The sequence below is a fragment of the Thalassotalea sp. Y01 genome, assembly GCF_012932945.1.
Lineage (GTDB): Bacteria > Pseudomonadota > Gammaproteobacteria > Enterobacterales > Alteromonadaceae > Thalassotalea_A.
Window position 1 is genome coordinate 38,701 of sequence record NZ_JABBXG010000013.1, and the last position, 21,744, is coordinate 60,444.

The 21,744-nt window shown below is 44.2% G+C and carries 17 protein-coding genes; 2 read left to right on the forward strand and 15 right to left on the reverse strand.

Features of this window, described 5'->3' with window-relative positions; genetic code table 11:
• Positions 1-2 precede the first annotated feature (2 nt).
• A complete protein-coding gene (locus HII16_RS15655; RefSeq protein WP_169131635.1) occupies positions 3-1,166 on the reverse strand; it encodes a GNAT family N-acetyltransferase in 1,164 nt (387 codons plus the stop codon).
• On the reverse strand, positions 1,138-2,433 hold the full coding sequence (locus tag HII16_RS15660) for an amidohydrolase family protein (protein ID WP_169131637.1): 1,296 nt from the start codon (positions 2,431-2,433) through the stop codon (positions 1,138-1,140). The genes HII16_RS15655 and HII16_RS15660 overlap by 29 nt, the downstream gene beginning before the upstream one ends.
• A 114-nt stretch (positions 2,434-2,547) precedes the next feature.
• Between HII16_RS15660 and HII16_RS15665 the strand changes: the two genes are divergently transcribed.
• Positions 2,548-3,222, forward strand: coding sequence for a porin family protein (locus HII16_RS15665; RefSeq protein ID WP_169131639.1), 675 nt, complete (start codon positions 2,548-2,550; stop codon positions 3,220-3,222).
• Between the two features lie 69 nt (positions 3,223-3,291).
• Here the strand turns inward: HII16_RS15665 and HII16_RS15670 are convergent, their stop codons facing one another.
• The 4 genes from HII16_RS15670 to HII16_RS15685 all read right to left on the reverse strand — a co-directional run bounded on the left by HII16_RS15670 (position 3,292) and on the right by HII16_RS15685 (position 7,706).
• Positions 3,292-3,774: a peptidylprolyl isomerase gene (locus tag HII16_RS15670; RefSeq protein ID WP_169131642.1), complete on the reverse strand. Its 483-nt coding sequence runs from the start codon at positions 3,772-3,774 to the stop codon at positions 3,292-3,294.
• A gap of 37 nt (positions 3,775-3,811) precedes the next feature.
• Positions 3,812-4,645: a glutamate racemase gene (gene murI, locus HII16_RS15675; RefSeq protein WP_169131644.1), complete on the reverse strand. Its 834-nt coding sequence runs from the start codon at positions 4,643-4,645 to the stop codon at positions 3,812-3,814.
• 140 nt (positions 4,646-4,785) lie between these two features.
• The gene (gene pntB / locus HII16_RS15680) at positions 4,786-6,162 is read right to left on the reverse strand and encodes a Re/Si-specific NAD(P)(+) transhydrogenase subunit beta (protein ID WP_135439700.1); all 1,377 of its coding nucleotides are present in this window, start codon (positions 6,160-6,162) and stop codon (positions 4,786-4,788) included.
• Positions 6,163-6,167: 5 nt separating this feature from the next.
• Positions 6,168-7,706 (reverse strand): Re/Si-specific NAD(P)(+) transhydrogenase subunit alpha, encoded by a 1,539-nt coding sequence (locus tag HII16_RS15685; protein ID WP_169131647.1) that lies wholly within the window; start codon positions 7,704-7,706, stop codon positions 6,168-6,170.
• A 409-nt stretch (positions 7,707-8,115) separates the two neighbouring features.
• On the opposite strand from HII16_RS15685, the gene HII16_RS15690 reads away from it, so the two are divergent.
• Positions 8,116-8,601 carry a hypothetical protein gene (locus HII16_RS15690; RefSeq protein ID WP_169131649.1) on the forward strand — a complete coding sequence of 162 codons (486 nt, stop codon included), beginning with the start codon at positions 8,116-8,118 and terminating at the stop codon, positions 8,599-8,601.
• A gap of 126 nt (positions 8,602-8,727) precedes the next feature.
• On the opposite strand, the gene HII16_RS15695 is transcribed toward HII16_RS15690, so the two are convergent.
• The 9 genes from HII16_RS15695 to HII16_RS15735 form a co-directional block, all read right to left on the reverse strand.
• A complete protein-coding gene (locus HII16_RS15695; RefSeq protein ID WP_169131652.1) occupies positions 8,728-9,012 on the reverse strand; it encodes a hypothetical protein in 285 nt (94 codons plus the stop codon).
• Between the two features lie 32 nt (positions 9,013-9,044).
• Positions 9,045-9,695, reverse strand: coding sequence for a hypothetical protein (locus HII16_RS15700; protein WP_169131654.1), 651 nt, complete (start codon positions 9,693-9,695; stop codon positions 9,045-9,047).
• A 225-nt stretch (positions 9,696-9,920) separates the two neighbouring features.
• Positions 9,921-13,043, reverse strand: coding sequence for a multidrug efflux RND transporter permease subunit (locus HII16_RS15705; protein ID WP_169131656.1), 3,123 nt, complete (start codon positions 13,041-13,043; stop codon positions 9,921-9,923).
• Between the two features lie 8 nt (positions 13,044-13,051).
• Positions 13,052-14,206: an efflux RND transporter periplasmic adaptor subunit gene (locus HII16_RS15710; protein ID WP_169131659.1), complete on the reverse strand. Its 1,155-nt coding sequence runs from the start codon at positions 14,204-14,206 to the stop codon at positions 13,052-13,054.
• Between the two features lie 228 nt (positions 14,207-14,434).
• The gene (locus HII16_RS15715; protein ID WP_169131661.1) at positions 14,435-15,745 is read right to left on the reverse strand and encodes a sugar MFS transporter; all 1,311 of its coding nucleotides are present in this window, start codon (positions 15,743-15,745) and stop codon (positions 14,435-14,437) included.
• Positions 15,746-15,860: 115 nt separating this feature from the next.
• Entirely contained in the window at positions 15,861-16,997 is a 1,137-nt protein-coding gene (gene nagA, locus HII16_RS15720) for an N-acetylglucosamine-6-phosphate deacetylase (protein WP_169131663.1), read from the reverse strand.
• A gap of 22 nt (positions 16,998-17,019) precedes the next feature.
• Entirely contained in the window at positions 17,020-18,027 is a 1,008-nt protein-coding gene (locus HII16_RS15725; protein WP_169131699.1) for an SIS domain-containing protein, read from the reverse strand.
• 16 nt (positions 18,028-18,043) lie between these two features.
• Positions 18,044-18,928 carry a BadF/BadG/BcrA/BcrD ATPase family protein gene (locus HII16_RS15730; RefSeq protein WP_169131666.1) on the reverse strand — a complete coding sequence of 295 codons (885 nt, stop codon included), beginning with the start codon at positions 18,926-18,928 and terminating at the stop codon, positions 18,044-18,046.
• Between the two features lie 140 nt (positions 18,929-19,068).
• On the reverse strand, positions 19,069-21,705 hold the full coding sequence (locus HII16_RS15735; RefSeq protein ID WP_169131667.1) for a family 20 glycosylhydrolase: 2,637 nt from the start codon (positions 21,703-21,705) through the stop codon (positions 19,069-19,071).
• Positions 21,706-21,744 lie beyond the last annotated feature (39 nt).

Consider the following 21,744-nt stretch of genomic DNA (forward strand, 5'->3'; position numbering starts at 1 on the left):
CGTTAACCGTCCTTGCGATACGGCAAATATTGTTTAGCGCGCTCGAGTGCCATTTGGATATGACGATTTTGTTGGCTTAGGTGCTCTGTTATTGCCGCAGCAAACGGCTGCTGTGTAAATAAATAATTGCCATAACTTAATTTAGGTTCGAAGCCGCGGATTAATTTATGTTCGCCTTGAACACCGGCATCGAAAAACGCTAGCTGGTGCTTAATGGCGTATTCAATGCCTTGGTAATAACAGACTTCAAAGTGCAGAAAATCATCCCCTGCCTCACCCCCCCAATAGCGCCCATACAAGGTATCATCACTGACAACAAATAAGGCCCCAGCGACGAACTCTCCGGTTTGATCTGCGACCATCAACAAACGCACATGTTGGCGTAACACGGTCGATAAGCTTTGAAAGAAAGGCAGATTTAAATAGCCATCGTGACCTGAGTGATAACGGTAGGTATTGACGTAAAACCTATAAAACTGCTGCCAAAGGTCATCATTTATCTGTGCCCCATATAACCATTGAAAGGTGAAATGTTGCTGAGCGATTTTGGCCCGTTCTTTTTTGATGTTTTTGCGTTTACGTGAAGTGAGCTGCGCTAGGAAGTCGTCAAAGTCCTGATAATTTCTATTATGCCAAAGGTAATGCAAATCAATACGTTGCGGGCAAGTCGTTGCCAATATGTCGGAGGTTGGCTTATCAATATACAACCACTGGCTATTGGATAGTTGCAATTTATCTTGCAGATATTGGCAGCCTTTAATAACCGCCGAAATGATTTGCTCGCTGTGCTGCTGATGACTTGCCGCAATGGCGATGCGACGGCTGCTGACTGGCGTAAACGGAATAGCACTGACGTACTTAGGGTAATAGTCTTGACCAGTTTGTTGATAAGCGTCAGCCCAGTTCCAATCAAACATGTATTCGCCATAGGAGTGCGTTTTGATGTAACCAGGCATGGCAGCTACTATGTCGCTACCATCAAAGACTAAGATATGTTGTGGATACCACCCGCTGCCTTGACCTAAACAATGTTGCTCAAGGGACAATAAGAACTCGCAGTGGCAGAACGGATTGTCCGCAAACAAAGCCTGCCACTGTTGTTTATCAACCTTACTTAGGCTGTCAACAAACTCGAGTTTAAAGGTTGTGTTTGAACACTTTGCCATCTTTCATCACAAAGCTAACACGTTGCAAAGCACTGATATCTTTTAGTGGGTTATCATCCATAGCAATGATATCGGCAAATTTACCTTGCTCTAACGTGCCCAGCTGGCTGCTTTTATCGATTAAGTCAGCGGCATTTATTGTCGCCGATTTCAAAATATCCATAGGCGCCATACCGGCGTTATACATAAGCACCGCTTCATAGGCATTATTGCCATGCGAGGACACGCCAGAATCGGTACCAAAAGCAATGTTTACGCCATTCTCATAAGCACGAGAAAAGTTGGCAATCATATCGGCGCCGACCCTACGGGCTTTGGCTCTAATGGCATCAGACATAAAGTCACTGGTCTCTGCCATTTTTAATACTGTGTCGCCCGCCAATAACGTAGGTACTAAATACGCCCCTGAGTATTTGAATAGTTGAATAGAGTCTTCGTCGGCATAGCTACCATGTTCAATTGAATCAACACCAGCACGCAACGCAGCATTGATACCAGCTGCGGCATGGGCATGGCTAGCAATTTTACGACCGAGTGCGTGAGCGGCATCAACAATTTCTTTGATTTCATCGTCAGCCATTTGTTGTCCGGTTCCGGTATTGGTATCAGACAAGACACCACCCGTTGAGGTAATCTTGATAACGTCAGCACCATACTTAATGGCATTGCGCGTTGCCCCTCGGCAATCGTACGGACCGTCACAGATGGTCTTGCTGGTGTATTTTTCTAACAAATCATGACGCATGCCATCGACATCACCATGACCACCGGTCACCGATACACCACCTGAGGCGACAATACGTGGGCCTTCTACCCAACCTTTGTTAATGCCATCGCGTAACGCATATAGCGGTTGTGGGTTAGCGCCAAGATCGCGTACCGTTGTGAACCCTGATTGCAATGTTTTCTCAGCAAAATAAACACTGCGCATAGCGACATCTTCGGCTGACAATTTCAAGGTTTCACTATCGTTATTTGGGCCTAATTCAAATTGAATATGCACGTGCATATCCATAAGCCCAGGCATAATAAACTTATCCTTTAAATCAATAACTTCGGCATCTTTATCGACTTCTGACTTGGTGATATATCCAGGCAGTATAGCTTCAATTTGATTGTCCTTTATGACAATCGATTGCTGACTTAACACCGTTTTCCCTGGCACAGGTAATACCTTACCAGCATGCAGTATCTTATAATCGGCGGCCATTGCTGATAATGGCATTAAAGCGAATAGCGCCAGCAGTTTTTTATTGTTAATTGGCATTGCAGGATTTCTCCAAAGTTGCAGGGGGAATAATTACTCTATTCCATCTTATTGAACTATTATTAACATAACAGCCTAACAAACTCAGTCGTCTAAGTTCAAGGATGCATAACAATGAAAACAGCCAGTGCCGTATTTCTCAAAGTTTTCGTATTTATAATGCTGATCTTTTTAAGCTTTCAAGCGCTTTCATCACAAGGCGACTGGTACTTAAAACCGAAAATAGGCATTACCTACATTGATGGCACCGATGCCGAGGGCGAGGCATCAATCGACTTAGAAGATAAAATTCCAATTGAACCAGACACAGGTTATGTTGCCGGTTTAGGTATTGGTTATTTTGTCTCTGATAATGTCTCTTTAGAACTTAGCTACAGCTACTTCGACAGCGATGCCGATGTCACCTTTGATGAATTCGACACCCTAGACGACCCTAAACTAGATGCTAACTTTAGTGTTTCTGTGATTTCGCTAAATGCCTATTGGCACGTGCAATTTAAAGGAAATATGCGTCCATACCTTGGCATTGGTATAGGTGCGACAACCGATACAGAACTGGAAATCGAAAACGACAATGACTCGATTACCTTAGAAAATGACTCTGACATTGCCTTTTCGATAATGGCGGGTATGGATTTTCGCATGAGCGAAAACTTATCGTTACTGGCTGAGCTAAAATATACCAATTTAGAACTCACCGATTTAGAGCAAAATTCTGCCTCTGTGCGTCTTGACACTATCGACTTTACCCCGGTCAGTGCCGAAATTGGGCTGCAATACAGCTTTTAAATAGGCTTTTAATTAGACTTTCAATCAGCCAATTAAGCTTAGCCGCATTACCAACCCTTTGTTTGTATGCTAGTGCTGATGACCGCCTATGCCATGAGCGTGGCCGTGAGATATTTCACTCTCATCTGCTGCTCTAACATCCAGCACGTCAATATCAAAACTCAACGATTGGCCAGCATACGGGTGGTTAGTGTCGACGGTAATCATAAAACGGCCTACTTTTAACACAGTTACTTGACGTTGACCTTGGTCTGTTTCGACCACAGCCACCATACCAGGTTTCCACTTCTTGGCACCTTGTAAATGTTTGGCTGGTACTCGTTGCTCAGCGCCGTCAATATACTCACCATAGGCATCTTCCGGCGCTACGGTGACACTAAAGCTTTCGCCAGCTTGCTTACCTAACAAGGCGTTTTCAACGCCTTTGATCATATTGCGGTGGCCCATCAAAATGGCAATCGCCTCACTTTGATTTGAGTTTTCAATTACCTCACCTTGTTCATTCTTAAGCACGTAGTGAAATTGTACGACGGTATTTTTGTCTATTTTCATAGCCTCTGTCCCTACCCCCAATTAGATCATTAATTGGTTAGATAATTAATTGTTTAACTTTAGTTGATTTATTTAATAGCCTTGAGAAAATCTGTTCGCCAAAGGCCGCATCGCCGCTGGTTAAGAACACATCTTCAAGCGAATGTGTTTGCGGCGCTAATCCGTCGACTTGTTGCAATCGACGTTGTAGCTGCCGTGCTACTGCCTGTGCGGTATCATAAATGTCGATGTGCTTTGGTAATATGTGGCGCAGTTGATGTTTGATAAATGGATAGTGAGTACACCCTAACACCAGAGCATCAATGTTATGTGATAATACCTGTGCGCTAAAATCGTTTAACAGTCGCTGAATGTGATTGTCATCATGTGGCATGGTTTCGATTGCTTCAACCAAACCGCGACAAGCTACGGTATGAAAACAAGCGAATTGGGTAAGGTCTGCCATCAATTGATTGAAGCTACGACTGGCTAATGTCGCCCGCGTAGCAAACACGCCAACGTGGCCGGTTTTACTGTGCAAAGCCGCAGGTTTTACCGCCGGCTCCACCCCGATAATGGGCAGACTAAATTGTGCTCGCAAACTGTCTATCACTGACACGGTTGCGGTATTACAGGCGACAACAATGGCTTTTACCCCTTGTCGTTGTAAATACTGGCAAATTTTATGGCAGCGCTGAAGAATAAACTCAGCGGACTTTTCCCCATAAGGAGAATGCGCCATGTCACCGACATACACCACTCGCTCATTGATAAGTAAATTTTTGACACCTTGATAAATGGATAAACCACCAACGCCAGAGTCAAAAATGCCAATACTGCCATTAAACTCAGTTTGCGATTGCGGTGATTGTGTAGCAGGTAATGTAGACAACAATATGCGACATGAATTAGCGATAAGTACAAGGATTATAAACTGGCAAGAGATAAAAACAATCCCCAACAGAATGAATCTGTTGGGGATTGTTTTATTGAAGACTCGCACCTACTAGAAGTGCGTAGCGACACATACTGCTACAGTGCTTTAGAAATTTTCTCGACACTGTCTTTGGCATCACCAAATAACATGTCGGTATTTTCTTTAAAGAACAGCGGATTTTGCACACCAGCATAGCCGGTATTCATCGAACGCTTAAAGACAATAACTTGCTTTGCGTGCCACACTTCACATACTGGCATACCTGCTATCGGACTGGTTGGGTCTTCCGCCGCCGCGGGGTTTACCGTATCGTTAGCACCAATAACCAATACCACGTCAGTGTCGGCGAAATCATCGTTAATTTCTTCCATACCCAAGACAATGTCGTAAGGTACTTTAGCCTCAGCTAACAGTACGTTCATATGCCCCGGTAAACGGCCAGCAACCGGATGAATCGCAAAGCGAACTTTAATGCCCTTTTGCTGCAGCGCTTGGGTAATTTCATATACAGGATACTGCGCTTGTGCCACAGCCATGCCATAACCCGGCGTTATGATCACAGATTTGGCCTGCGATAATAATTCAGCGGTTGCTTCAGCACTGATCTCTCTGTGCTCACCGTAATCAACATCGCTGCTGGTTTGAACATCGGTTCCGAAACCACCGGCAATCACGCTAATAAATGAGCGATTCATGGCTTTACACATGATGTAAGACAGAATAGCACCTGAGCTGCCCACTAATGCGCCGGTAATAATCAATAAGTCATTACCTAACATAAAGCCCGCCGATGCGGCGGCCCAACCCGAGTACGAATTAAGCATGGAGACGACAACCGGCATGTCCGCACCGCCAATAGATGCGACCAAATGATAACCAAATACAAAGGCGATTAACGTCATAACGATAAGTGGGAAGGCGATACCGCCGCCACCGACAAACTCGACCATTAGGTATATAGAAAATAACACCATGGCAAGATTTAACTTATGGCGATGCGGAAGCATTAACGCCGCGCTATTTACAAGACCACGCAATTTCGCAAACGCGACGACAGAGCCGGTAAAGGTTACCGCACCAATAAACACGCCTAAAAACACTTCAACATTATGAATGGTTAAACTTGCGCCTATCATCAACGGGTCATGCTCTAAAAAGCTATTAAAGCCAACAAATACCGCAGCCAGGCCAACAAAGCTGTGCAAAATGGCGACCAACTCTGGCATTTCGGTCATCTCGACCTTTTTGGCAAAGTGCAAACCGATAGCGCCACCTATCACCATACAGACAATGATAATGGCAACACCACTGACCTGCGGTGCAGCAATGGTCGCGACCAGAGCGATGGTCATACCGATGATACCGTACCAGTTACCTGCTTCGGCAGTTTCCTGCTTGCTTAAACCAGCAAGCGATAAAATAAACAACACAGCGGCAATGATATACGCTGCACTGATAATTCCTTCAGACATCGTCATTACCCCTCTTTACGAAACATTTTCAACATACGCTTGGTGACAAAAAATCCACCGGCTATATTGATGGTGGCTATTAACACCGCCACCCCAGCCAGTATTTGCACCAGTAGATTGTCACTGCTGACTTGCAATAATGCGCCGACAATAATAATGCCTGAAATGGCATTGGTGACACTCATTAATGGCGTATGGAGTGCATGGGTAACGTTCCAAACCAAGTGATAGCCGACCACACAAGCAAGAACAAATACCGTAAAGTGCGATAAAAACTCCGCCGGAGCGACGTTTGCGACCCAGGTAAAACCAACGGCACCTAGCAACATAGCGAGGTATTTGCCAACACCGGGTTTACTTGGTTGCTCAACAACCTCTTTTACCGGTTCGGGTTTTGCCACAGGCGGCGCGGCTGAAACTTGAATAGGCGGTGGTGGAAAGGTAACTTCGCCGTCTTTTACCACGGTCATATTACGTAACACCTGATCGTCAAAATCGATGTCGATAGTGCCGTCTTTGTCCTTACATAATAACTTCATCAAATTGACTAAGTTATTGGCGTACAATTGACTGGATTGATTCGGTAAGCGAGACACAAAGTCGGTATAACCAATGATTTTCACTTGGTTAATTTCTATCATTTCACCGGGTTTGGTCAATTCACAGTTACCGCCACCGGGTGCAGCTAAATCAACAATAATAGAACCAGGCTTCATCAAATACACCATGTCTTCAAGAATCAACTTAGGTGCAGGACGACCAGGGATCATTGCTGTTGTGATGATAATATCAACGTCTTTCGCTTGTTCACGAAACAATGCCATTTCAGCATCAATAAAGGCTTGGCTCATTTCTTTGGCATAGCCATCGCCTGCACCGGTGTCCTCTTCTTCCTCGTAATCGAGTTCAAGGAATTCGGCACCCATACTTTCTATTTGCTCTTTTACTTCAGGTCGAGTGTCAAAAGCACGAACAATCGCCCCTAAACTACCTGCCGTACCTATCGCTGCAAGACCTGCGACACCAGCGCCAATAATCATCACTTTCGCCGGTGGAATTTTACCGGCGGCGGTAATTTGGCCAGTAAGAAAACGACCAAAATGATTGGTTGCTTCGACTACCGCGCGGTAACCGGCAATATTTGCCATAGAGCTTAATGCATCCATGGATTGCGAGCGAGTCATCCTCGGCACCATTTCCATGGCCAGAGTATCAACCTGTTTATCTTTTAATTTGCTCAGTAATGCGTCGTTTTGTGCTGGCGCTATAAAACTAATTAAGGTGGTGCCATCTTTGAGCATATCGACTTCAGCATCGTTAGGTGGATTCACCTTCAATACTAAATCCGCTTGCCAAGCTAGGTTTGCATCAACAATGCCCGCTCCGGCTTCGCCATATACCGTATCATTGAAACTTGCTTTATCACCGGCTCCGCTTTCGACAACAACATCAAACCCTAACTTAGCCAGTGCTTGAATAGATGCGGGGGAAACAGCGACTCGGTTTTCACCCTCGAGTGACTCCTTTGGAATGCCAATTTGCATAGAATGAACCTTTATTATTGTTACCCTGAAAGTTCAGGTTTTGTTTACTCGTATGTCAGGCCGTAAGCCTATGTAAGTAAACAATTAAATGGACATAATTGTTGTTTTTCCTGCACAAAAAAACGCTTAAGCGCACAGAGTATCTTGCAGCACCCTAGATAATGCCAAGGTTTAAATCTGTAACCGCTTGAATTTATTAGTAACACTATTTTGTTGAAAAAAGAATCAAAGGCGTCAATTTTTTGTTAATTTAAGGGCATAAATTATGCAAATTTTAAATAAAACTGGCTTTTTAAATAAAAAGTACGTTATCTTTATTAATGTAAGCATATATTGATAACAAAAATATACATCCCTGATACCGGAGAAGTTAAGTAGCACTCGCCATACTGTGACTTGGGAAGTGAACATGGACATTCACTTTGTGCTAATGGATGCGTTTAATGAGCTAGGTATGAGAAAATTTGTTTTATTGCTTATGATAATGGTCAGTTATCCATCTCTAGCGTTTGCCTTAGATGAGTTAACCGAAGACAGTATTAATCATATAGCACAACAGTTTATAGATTTTCACCGCACTGAAGATGAAACCCTACTACAAAGCGTTATGTCTAATGACGTTCAAGTTACGGTTAATCAAGGTTCCAGCGGTTTTGGTTTCGTATTGCAATACGATCGTGGTGAGTATCTTGACTATCTTAAAAAAGGACATCGTAGTAAGACGCGAGTCGGTACCGATGTATCTTTCATTTCCTCTGAATTTTTAGGCAATAGAGAAGCCAAAATAATCATTCGTTACCGTTCTAAAAAGCTAAACAAATACGTTTGGATGGAAGGACTTATCGAATTGATTAATGGTGAACCTAGAGTTATTTCGGTCGACGAATATAACTAGAACACCAGGTGTTTTAGCCAAACGACAGAGGCAATAAAGATAGTTAGTAAGACCATTATCGATTTTATCGTTAATGGTCTTTGTCTGTTCTAGAATTTGTCGGTTCTCGTAAAGGTTAGCTTAGTATCAGCTGTGCTTAGTGTCAGTAAACCAATTCGACATAGACAACAGCAAGTAACTCACTGCCGCCGTTATCACAAACTGGCCAGCCATCAACAACACCAGTTTAAGCCCCATATCTAGCTCTTCTGTGAACAACTTCATAAACAAAATACCAGGTGATAGTGCGATTCGATAGCCCGGCATATTGTGGTCAAACACAAACCAACTGAGCGCAAAAAATAACGCGCCAATTAGCATCGCCACAGCGCCTATGACAAGCGCCAAATGCTTTTTACGATAATGATTCATAACAACAGATATGCGCCTTGTGTTGATGCCAATTAGACATTAAATACGTTCTCTACAAGCACAAAGAACTCGATTTGATCACTGTCACCGTCAAACGTCGATAGACGATAACTGTAATCAGACTGCTTGCCTATTTTGATCCAATGCCAACCTGCCGCCGGTATGTTTATATCATGCTCAAACTGGTCTCTACCAATCGTAAATTGCCCGCTTATATGTGCTGATTTTGAGAAATACACCAGCAACATAAAGTCACCGCTTGGTTTGTGAATAAAGCCACCGCCGCCAACGTTGTCTCGCATTGATGGAAATACATGAAACGTGCCCAAGCGCAGTACTTTAGTATCTGCCGGGGTGATCATTAAACCTCCCCCTGTCAACCTCGAGGCGAGCGCATCCATGTCATTGGGTAAGGTTAATTCAAAGGTTAAATCATTATTGACCGAGCTAATATGCACCAACTCTGGTGACGGCATACCAAAAATAGAGCCGGGTATCGCCGGAAACAATAGATTCAAATCAGCTTCTGCGGGGTAATTGTCAATTTTCTCATAGGTGTACGAATAGAAGCCGTAATCGAGTTGATAAGACTCGCTTTCCGGTTCGACAGAGTCTTTAGAGTTTGGTTGCACGGTGCAAGCCGAAACCAATACACACGCAATAAGCCACAACGTAAATCGCATCTTCTCTCCTGGCGCTTTAATAAAGCTTCTATGGTGCTAACGCGGTTAGCAGTCTTTGTTATGCTTGTTCGGCAGCAAACGTGTCGACATAAATACAAACTATCAATACCTTAATGAAAGCGCAAAGATTGCTGCAAGTAAATATAGCGACTATCAAAAAAGTGATAAACATAAAAAAGCGCCACATTGTCAATGACAACATGGCGCGATTACAGCGACTAAAGCTTACTTGCTTGTCTGCTCACCTTTGAGTTTTTCCCTAACGCTTTGCACAACAACATAACATACAGGAATGATCACCGTACCGACCACTAGGGCCATCGTCATACCACCAAAGATGGTAAAACCAAGGGATTTTTGGCTAAACATACCAGCACCTGTGGCGATAACAAGCGGTATGATACCAACAATGAAAGACACACCTGTCATACATACTGCACGGAATCGGAGAATACCCGCCTGATAACCGGCATTATGAATGGTCTCTCCTTCTTCACGCAGATTCTTCGCAAATTCAACGATCAAAATAGCATTCTTAGCCGCCATACCTATAAGCAATATTAAGCCCACTTGTGCAAACAAGTTTAATGGCAAGCCGACGGCATTGAGCGCCCCTATCGCACCAAGCAGCGCTAATGGTACAACCAAGATAATCGCAATAGGCACCGACCAACTTTCATATTGGCCGACCAAGAACAGGTAAATAAACACTAACGCTAACGCATAAGCGTAAATCGCCATGTTACCCGCTTCAATCTCTTGATAGGTCATGCCGGTCCATTCATATTGGAAGTTCTGTGGCAGAATATCTTTGGCAACCTGCTCCATCGCCGCGATGCCGTCACCAGAACTGTAACCAGGTGATGCTGAGGCGCGAATACTCAGTGAATTAAATAAGTTATAACGTTCACTGATGTCCGGTCCGTGAATATCTTCTACATCAGCAATGGTTGACATAGAGACCATCTCACCACGCTGGTTACGAACATACAGATTGCGAATATCGCTGATGTTTTGTCGACTATCCGTCTTGGCTTGCATAATGACTTTGTAGGTTTGTCCAAACTTATTAAAGTCATTGATATAAAATGAGCCAAGTTGCGATTGTAATGTCACAAACACTTCATCAAGATTAATACCTAAGGTTTTTGCTTTGGTACGATCAATATCCACCAAATATTGCGGCACATTAGCTCGATACGTACTGTAGACATTGGTTAATGCTGGATGCTGGTTCGCTTCAATAATAAACATATTAAGCACACGTGCCATTTCAGCATTTGACGCACCGAGTTTATCCTGAAGAATAAATTCAAGGCCACCAACGGCGCCCATTCCCGGTACAGCTGGAGGCGGAATAGCAAACACTTGCGCCTCAGGTATCTCTTTAAATGCGAGGAAGTTCACCTTCTGTGTTATAGCAAAGACGATATCGGATCGCTCAGGTCGTTCATCCCAATGTCTAAGAACAATAAACATAACACCAGCATTATTTTGCGCAGCACCTGATAAGATACTGTAGCCTGCGGCAGAAGTAATACTTTCTACCCGATCATCTTGTTGCAACTGTCCGGTGAGTTTATCTAATACCTTTTGCGTTCGAGCCAAAGAGCTGGCATCAGGCAACTGCACACTGACGATAAAAATACCTTTATCTTCTGGTGGTACAAACCCCGTCGGAGTCTTGGCAAACCCCCAGCCTAACAACGCTAACATTGCACCCAAGGCAATCACGACAATAATGCTCTTGCGGATAAAAAATGCGACACCCGCACCGTATTTATCGCGGATAAAGTCGAACACCTTATTAAACTTCTTAAACCAACCTGCCTGTTGCTCTTGTCGCTTCAACAACAATTTACACAAAGCTGGTGACAAGGTAAGTGCGTTAAGTGAACTAAACAAAACCGCCACACAAATGGTCAACGCAAATTGACGATACATAATCCCCGTTAAACCAGGCAACATGGCGACAGGAATAAACACCGCCAGCAATACCAAGGTTGTCGCAACGATAGGTCCGCTGACCTCTTCCATGGTTCGTGTCACCGCCATTTCAGGGGTGATGTTAGGATCTTCATCGAGATGCCGCTCGGTGTTTTCGACCACTAAGATCGCGTCATCGACAACCACCCCGATGGCGAGTATCAAACCAAATAAAGTTATGGTATTTATCGTCATGCCGGACAGCAGCATTACCGAAAACGTCGCGATTAATGAAACCGGTATCGCCACAGTCGGAACCATGGCTGCGCGTACACTGCCAAGGAAGACGTAGGTGATGATGATTACCAAACCAACCGCTTGCAACAAAGAAGAAACCACTTTGGCGATCGACGTAGCAACATATCGTGTCGTGTCATAACCTATCGAGTAAACCAACCCTTTTGGAAACGATGGCGCTGCTTGTGCCATCATTTCTTTGACTTTTCGCCCTGTCTCTAATGCGTTGGCACCAGGTAACAGATACAAGGCAACCATACTTGCTGGATTACCATCCACTTTAGTATCTATCGAGTAGTCTTCTTGGCCCAACTCAATTCTAGCGACGTCTTTTAACGTGACTAAAGAGCCATCGGAATCAGCTCTTAAAATAATGTCCTCAAACTCATCTACTTCAGTCAACTTACCCTTAACTTGTAAGGTGTAACTGGTTTGTACGTCTGAATCATAAGGTGGTGAGCCGACGGAACCAGCTGCTACCTGAATATTTTGTTCGCTTAATGCTGCCTTAATATCCGACGGCGTGACTTTTAAACCCGCCATTTTCAGAGGATCTAACCAAATACGCATCGAATAGGCGGCCTCGCCCATGATGGTTGCATCGGAAATACCATCAACCCGCTTTAATGCGCTGAGAATATTAATTTTTACATAATTGGAAATAAATGGTCGATCGAACTCGCCATTTTCAGAATAAACATTGACCAAAAACAACATATCAGGCGATTGTTTTTTCACTGAGATGCCGACCAGACGTACATCTTGCGGCAACTTTGGCTCGGCCATAGCAACCAAGTTTTGTACACGAACTTGCGCCATATCAGGATCGGTACCGGTCGCAAACGTCACCGTTAGCTGATAACTGCCGTCATTTGAGCTCTTTGACTGCATATAAATCATGCCTTCAACACCATTGACCTGATCTTCAATGGGTTGTGCTACGGTTTCTTTAACTACAGACGACGAAGCGCCGGTATAGTTAGCATTAACAACCACTTGCGGCGGTGCGACATTTGGATATTCAGACACAGGTAAGTTGATACCGGCAATGGTACCGCACAGGGTAAGTACGACCGCGATGACAAGCGCAAGCTTGGGGCGGTTAATAAACGTTTTACTAAACATTGAGCACCTTATGATTCAATAACAGATACAGAAGATGCGGCTTGTTCGATGTCATCCATGTGAATGGCCTTAACTTGCAGCCCATCCCTGACACGCTGCACACCACGAATAATCACTTGGTCGCCAATTTTAAGGCCCGTTTCAACAATCACTAAGGTATCGACACGACGGCCTAATTTCACGTTAACACGGTTAACAACACCTTTATTGTCAACCACCAAGACATAATCGCCTTGTTGATCAGACTGCACTGCCATTTGCGATATCATCGGCGTATCAACCGCGACAGGCACCTTAATATTGACAGTTACGTATTGCCCCGGCTTTAGAATGCCATCAGGATTTGGTACCGATGCTCTGACTTCCATAGAGCCGGTTTCTGGGTTAACACGGTTTGAGACAAAATTGATGGTGCCTTGATGTTCGTATATATCGTTTGCTGAAAAGGCGATTTCGACAATGGCTTTTTGCGCGCTTTTGCTTACTTCACCACGTTGCATTTTACGAACCATGCTCCAATACACTTTTTCGCTGACTTGAAACGGAATTTCCATAGTGTCTTCAGCAACAATGGAGGTTAATGAACCAACTTCAGGACCAACTAAGTCACCAGAAGTGAATTTAGAGCGGTCAATCTTACCGCCTATTGGCGCGTGAATTTCGGTATAATCGAGGTTTACCTGAGCATTTCGTAAACTTGCCTTAGTTGCCTCTAACTGTGCGTTTGTTTCGGAAACTTTTGATTCTAATTGATCCAATTCAGACCCTGATATATAGCCATCAGGTGCCAGTTCTAAACCACGGTTATAGTTCTTGCGAGCGATATCAAGCGCGGATGATGCTTTACCAACTTCCGCCTGTGCTTGGTCGTATTGAGCCTTCAACTCATCTTGATTCAAGGTGTAGAGTACTTCACCTTCGGTGACCATTGCCCCCTGCTTAAAATGTACTTTTTCGATCGGTGCTTTTACACGGGCAATAATTTCAACATCACTGACCGCTTCAAGTCGGCCAACAAACTCTTCCCCGCCTTGATATGGATAGGTTTTAACGTCTTGCACGACCACCTCAATCTGCTGTTGGGCCCGTTGTTTTTGATCACAAGCAGATAATGACAGCACGAGGGATGCAGAAATACATAACACAGAGATAGCTTTCTTCATTGTTATTCCTGATAACTATTGGATTACAAATAATTAGTATAGATGACAATGATACATTGACGAGAATCAAATTCACCTTTGTTTAGTGTAACGTTTTGTTATCAGAAGGAAAATATAATTCAGTAAAGTCGTTAAACAATTTTAATAGACATAAAAAAAGGACTTGGGACTAAGCGTTTTTACTTAGCCCAAGCCCTTTACGAGGGAGGAGGGGATGTTATTTAAGGGTTACCAGCTACGCTTTTTATGGCCTTTGACGGCGTAATAAAGGATAAACAGGTAACAAGGTAAACCTACCCAATAAGCAAATTGGGTACTGCCACCTTCAGCAACAAGGCCAAACAACAATGGTAATAATGCACCACCGGCGATACCCATAATCAACAACGCAGAGCCTTGAGCCGTGTATTTACCAAGACCTTCTAAAGCCAATGGCCAAATTGACGGCCATACCATGGCGTGCGCCAGTCCCATCAAGGCAACAAAGGTTACGGCATCAGGGATCACTGGAATACCACTCCAGCCCCATAACACATCTGCAATAGCGCTACTTTGAGTGGACGCGGTTGTGGCGCCAATAACACATAAAATACCAGCGATAGACGATACCACTAGGGCCTTTTCTTGAGAGGCATACTTTGGAATAGCGATGATACCTAAGATGTAGCCGATAACCATACAGACCATGGTATATGAGGTTAAGCTGGCAAAGTGTTCAACGCCAATACCAGAACCAAATAAGCCAATGGTGTCTGCGGCGATTACTTCAATACCCACGTATGCGAATAAAGCAAGGGCACCAAGAATGGCTTGTGGATATTGTAAAATGCCAGACTTGTCTTCTACGTCATTGTCACTTTCCTCAAATTCAATCTCAGGTAGTGATGAAAACTTAACTAGCGCAATCAGACCCGCCAAGACAATAGCCATATAAATGTAAGGTGTGATAAGACGATTTGATAGTGCCTCAATTTGGTCAGCACGGGTTTGTGCGTCGAGACTTGCCATGTACTCTTCAGAAAATTCACCCATGCCTGACAAGATCAATGCGGTGAATAAAATCGGCACGATAACACCAGCGCATTTATTGACAATGCCCATGATTGAAATACGCACTGCTGCGGTCTCTTTCGGGCCGATATGAACCAGATAAGGATTTGATGCGGTTTGCAGTATGGTTAAGCCAGTACCTAAAACGAACAAGGCCGTTAGGAAGATAAAATAATGACCTGTTTTTGCCGCAGGGATAAATAAAATGGCACCGACAGCCATAATCGCCAGACCAACGGCCATACCATTTTTATAACCGGTGCGACGCAATATACCGGACATAGGCAGCGCCATAACGGTATAGGCGATATAGAACGCAAAGGTGACAAATAATGCCTGAAATTCATTTAAATCACAGATGATTTTTAAAAATGGGATAAGTGAGCCGTTAAGCCAGGTAACAAAGCCGAAGATAAAAAACAGCACGCCAATGATTACCATCGGCAGCAAGCTGTTCGCCTGTTGTTGAGTCGCAACTTTTGAAGTCATAGATTCGCCTATTTAGTGTACCGGGATTTTCTGAGCCCTATGCCCTGTCCCTTTTTATTGTTATGAATATGTTTTATTTAAATTCTTTACACGCTAGTTTTGTTTGTATCCATGCTCAAGATTGAGCTGCACCGGTGAATATTTGCTCACCCGCAATATATGTTTCTAACACGTTTAAATTATCGTCGAGGATAACCAAGTCAGCTCGCATACCAACTTTCAAGCTGCCGTATTGCGCTGCCTTGCCTAAAAACTCTGCAGGATAACGTGACGCCATATTTAATGCCTCACCAAGCTCTATGCCGACGTTATTAACGGTATTTGCTACCGCTGATGCCATATCAAGACATGAGCCAGCCAATTCGCCAGTCGGCGCATTTAAGCGATCATCGGTACGAATAATATCAACACCGAAGAACGGAAAGCTTTGTTCGTCTGTGCCTACCACCGACATAGCATCGGTAACTAACATCATTTTACCTTGCGCTTTAGCACGGATAGCTATCGCTGCGGACTGATAATGCACATGATGTCCATCGACAATCAGACCGCACCAGGTCGAGTCATTTAGTAATGCAGCGCCAACCATACCCGGTTGACGAGAAGTAAATGCGGACATGGCATTAAACAAATGGGTGAAGCCAGTCGCTCCTGCATCAATGGCTGCTTGCACGGTGTTAAAGTCAGCGTTAGAGTGACCAAGACAGACTTTAACGCCTGCCTTCACCAGAGTTTCGATATCACTGGTTGCAACATTTTCAGGTGCAAGGGTAACAATAACCTGCCCCAAATCCTGACGAGTAAAAATGGCCATTTCTTGCTCGCTAATAGGACGGATAAATTCGGGGCTATGCACCCCTTTTTTAGCAACCGATAAGTGCGGCCCTTCAAAGTGAACGCCCAACACACCTGCCGCTTGAGTGGCGATCGCTTCGGCTATTGCATCAGCAGCATCCGCCATAATAGTTACATCGTCAGTAATTAAGGTCGGTAAGAAGCCCGTGGTACCATATTGGGCATGGGCTTTGCCTATGGTGATGATGCTGTTAACATCGGTGCTGCTATTAAATAATGCGCCACCGCCACCATTGACTTGCACATCAATAAAACCAGCCACCATAGTGCCACTCTTAAGCGCTTCGGATTCATTAGCGGCTTCAACAGTGACAATTTGGCCATTTTCGATAACGACAACAACGTCTTGATGAAATTGTTCACCGTCGTAGAATTTTTCAATGGCAATACGCTGCATGATGGCTATATCCTTATTTGCGTTACAGAGTTTGGGTAACTTTTTTCAAGCCTTTCGGCTCATCAGGATTAAAACCTTTGCTCACGGCAACGTGCTCTACATCCAAATAAAAACGTTGTAATACTAACAATGGTGCCAGTCTTGGGTGCATATCGGCAACAATCTGGTTTAAGTGAATAACATCGGCCCCACGACTTTTCACTTCAGCAACTTGCTGTTGATGCGCGTCTTTTGATTCATCATTTACCAAACAATCAACAATGGTTAGTTGCTGCTCAACTAAGGTAACTGGACCGTGTAAAAACTCCGCACTTGAGAAAGCTTCGGCATGAATCGAACAAACTTCTTTTAATTTCAGCGCAATCTCTTTAGATACCGCATAACCTAAACCACGCCCTAGCACGACTAAGTTACGAGTGTTTTGCAAAGACTCGGAGGTCAATTGTACTTGGCTATCAACCGCTGCTTGCAAACCTGTTGGTAATTGCTCTAAAGCGTCGACTAAAGACGTATTATCAGTCCAGTGCGCCGTCAGTTGCAATAATGCCGATAAAGTTGCTAAGTAACTTTTCGTGGCCGCGACAGATTTTTCAGGACCGGCTCTAAGCGGTAAAACATCGTCGACCAACTCCGCCAATGGTGAGCTTTCATCATTAACCAAAGCGACAACATAAGCGCCAGCGTCTTTGGCCATTTGTGCTTGTGAAAGGATGTCTGGGCTGCGACCGGATTGAGAGATAACGATGACAAAGGCGTTGGCAAGCTGTAACGTTTTGCCATAAACAGAGGCAACCGATGGCGCAGCTGCAAATGTTGGAATACCGGCTTCAATTTCAATCAAGTACTTGGCGAATACACCTGCATGATCTGACGAGCCACGACCAATGATCATCACCATCTTTGGCGCAAACTCAGTTAATTTGGCGCCTATTTTTGCAGCGATAGGTGCGTTTTCTTGAATTTGTTGCTTTATAACGTCTGGTGCTTGTTTTGCTTCTTGTTGCATTAAAGAGATCATAGTGTCTTCCATAAAGTAATGAAATTGATTAGCTGTTAACTTGTTTAATCGCAAACAAAACGGCGCCGTATTCCGGAGGATTGACCGGTTCTATAACTTGTTCGTGAATTCGGCTTGGTAAATACGGCATTAGGCGAGTTTTGATTCCACCTATTAAGGCTACTTTGCCTTGTTGGAATGCAATGAGTCGATTGAATACCTGGCAGAAATAAGCGGCGCCTTGTTCAATGATTTGCAGTGCTATGGCGTCACCCGCTTCAGCACAATCAAATACATCGATAGCAAACTGACCATAAAAGGTCGCACCTTGACCAGCAATCGCTTCAATTAACGTATTCGCGTCCTTCACCGCCAGCTTTTTGAACAACTTATCGGTTAATAATGTGTCTTCAACTAGCTTATCGTCACTTAGTAACACTTGCTCAACAGCACGAAAACCTAACCATGCACCAGAGCAAATATCGCCATGTGGGAAGCCATGACCACCAATAACCAGAGATTCAACACCACTTGTAACATAACCTACCGAGCCCGTACCATTGATCATGATTGCGCCTTTCGCTTCACCATGAGCACCTAGGCAGGCAATATGCAGATCTGTTGCCAAATGCATTTGCTTAAATGGATGTTGCCATTCTTGCATTAACTGAAAGTATTTCGGCAGATTAACACCTGCTAAGCCGACACCTGCAATTAGCGTGTGCATAGCGCTGCGTTCTAAACCAGCATCAGATAATGCCAATACACAGGCATCGATTATCGACTGTTGGGCACGCTCTAAATTATGAAACGGGTTTGCTGCCCCTGCGATCCCCTCGCCTAGAATCTGCATATCGGTATTCATGATCACAGCTTTACACTTGCTGCCACCACCATCGATACCCAAATATAATTGTTGATTCTTGCTATCCATTCTTGCCTCATTCTACAAAGTGCCAAACCATCTGTGATCAGCAGTTTGCGATTTTGTTATTAGAATATTAACGGTAAATGACAGCGCTGTCATTTACTTTTTTTATTTTTTTAAAATTAATTACTAAACCATTGACTAAACTAGCTTTTAGGCACTTTCACAAACAATTTGCGTCCGGCTCTATCGCCATTTATCGACAACAACCTAACTTCTACATCAGAATCTATCGCAACCGGTGCTGTCCATTGTTGCCATTGATCATTATAACGATATTGCATGGTTAACCCTGGGTAAGGACTGTTCATATGCAATTTTCCATCTACCACTTTGGCTCCTGGCGTCGGTAGTCGATAAAAAATGTCCGCTAGCTCCAATTTAGCAAGCTCTTTATTGGCAATCGTATCGGCAAAGTTTGCCCATAGTTGATCTCGTTGTTGGCGCTTTTCAGCGCTAAAACGGCCACTGTTCTGATCAAAAGTAGCGCCATTGTAATCGTAAGCTACCGCCCATTCAGGGCTGTGCCATGCGCGTTCTGCTAAAGCAAATAGGCGCGGAAATATTTTGTATTCGGCTAAATCGTCGTTACGGGTATTCTCGCTCCACAATTGACCTTGAATACCTGCAAAGCGAACACCTGCATTTAATGGACCAGAGACTACCTTGCCCTGCTCATCTTTTTGCAATGTGTCATCGGTTTGGTACGGTAAATCTTGACGGTCTAGCCAAAACTCGGCGTGAACCGGTAGATTATCTGGCATAAATTGAAACAGTTTTTCGGTGTTGCTGTGGCGTGACGCCCAATAATAGCCGTGCTCCTTAGGATCCGCCTCATACGGAAAATCGAAGTAAGTCACATCAGGGCTCGACACCACAAGATCCCAGCCATTGTTGGCTAGCTTATGGGCAACTTGATGGCCTTGCCAGTAGGTCAACCCCCAACTATTGGCTTGAGCAAAGTTAGGCATTTTTTCAAAGCGAGTATGGCTCATGCCATCACTCCAACCAGCTGTTTCGATGTCTCGTTCAGATAATATCTTGGCAACGCGCTCAACAAAGTAACCACCCAATTGTTCGGCTTTGGTGATGCCTTCATCATTATTGGCAAGAAATGCCTGACAAATTGGCGACTCGACCCAAGCACCGGCGGTTTCATCGGCACCAATATGATAGCGTGTTAATGGCTGGCCCGCTTCTGCGTGTAGCGCTTTGACTTCATCCATGACTTTAGCGACAAACGCATACGATGATTCCATACAGGCGTTAATGGTATTGTCGTTGTAATACTGAATTGAAGAGTACACCGTGGTATCGTTTTCATCGTGCAATAAGTATTGTTTTGCCGCTTGCTCATCCCCTTCTGCCATAAGGCGCTTATAGCGAGCTTTCATCGCTACAATAGATGAACGAGAGTGCCCGGGCATATCCAGTGATGGAATCACTTGTATCTGATGTTGATCGGCATATTGCAATATCTCTATGTAATCTTCGCGGCTATAATAACCGTTAACAGCTGCCGTTGGGTCTACGCCCGCACCTAATTGTGGCAATAAGCAACGTTGTTCGGTCAAATCAAAACATCGTTTTGAGCCGATATCGGTTAGCTCAGGTAAATCGTTAATTTCTAAGCGCCAACCTTCGTCATCACCAAGGTGAAGGTGCAATTTATTTAACTTATAAGCAGCCATTTGCTCAATTAAATCAAGCACAAACTGTTTCGAATGGAAGTTTCGAGCAACATCCACCATCATGCCACGAAAGCCATAGTGTGGCGCATCATCAATATTGACATGCGGTATGGTCAATTTCGTCACATCAACAAGCCCGGCGATTGATTGCACACCATAAAATAGGCCGCCGATTGAACTTGCTGCAATGGCAATGCCCTGCTCTGAGCTTGCTAATTGATAGCCTTCATTGGCGATGGCTAATGACGCATCAAGTGTTAGGTTAAGTTCAACACCTGAATCGCCTTCGCTAATGCCCAATTGCTGCAAGCGCTTAATTGCCATGGCTAATTGCGTTTTATCAACGCCAGTAACGTTCAGCTTAATGCCTTGTTGCAAGTCAATACTGCCGGTAGAGACGATAACTTGCGATGGTGTCGGAATGAGTGCCGTGGCCAATTGGTGATCACTGGCGTTTAATTTTGCGTTACGTTGATACAGATGTTCTGCAGTGGCCCATTGTGTGGCATCGTCTTTGGTGCGTTTAAACTGGGTCGTTTCATCGGCAAAACTTTTTACGAACGGGTATTGCTCCAGGCCTGTTTCCACATCGATTTGCGTTTGTGTACTGACAATGACACGCGCCTCGGTACCATCAAGATGGGCAATGTAATTTGGTAGAGCATCGGTTTCAGACAAAGTCCAAAAATCAACCCAGTAATCTACGGTGTAGGTTTCTCCCGCTTGCAAGCCGTTAAAATCAGCCTTTGTATGCAAACGATGCAAGTCGCCATTGATGTGTTCAATAGAAAAGTGCTCTGATGCAACACTTTGCACAGGGTTTATTTGGGAAAAGTAAATATGTAAGTCATCGGCGGCGTAATCCGCGGCCGGAGTTATATGTAATCGACCATGAAAACAATTGCCATCGGTGCGTGCCGAGTCACATTTATCGTTTGGGACATTGCTTACCAATTCGAATTCGATCTTGGCGCTATCAGCAAATTTGTCGACTTCAGCTTGTTTGTCTATTTTGACATTGCTAACCGGCTCAGAGCAGCCAAACAGCAAAGACGAAGCAAGCAAACTCAGTGCAAAAGCGTTTTTCATCATGGTATCTCTTTTGTTGTCGTTATTTTGTGAAAAGGCTAG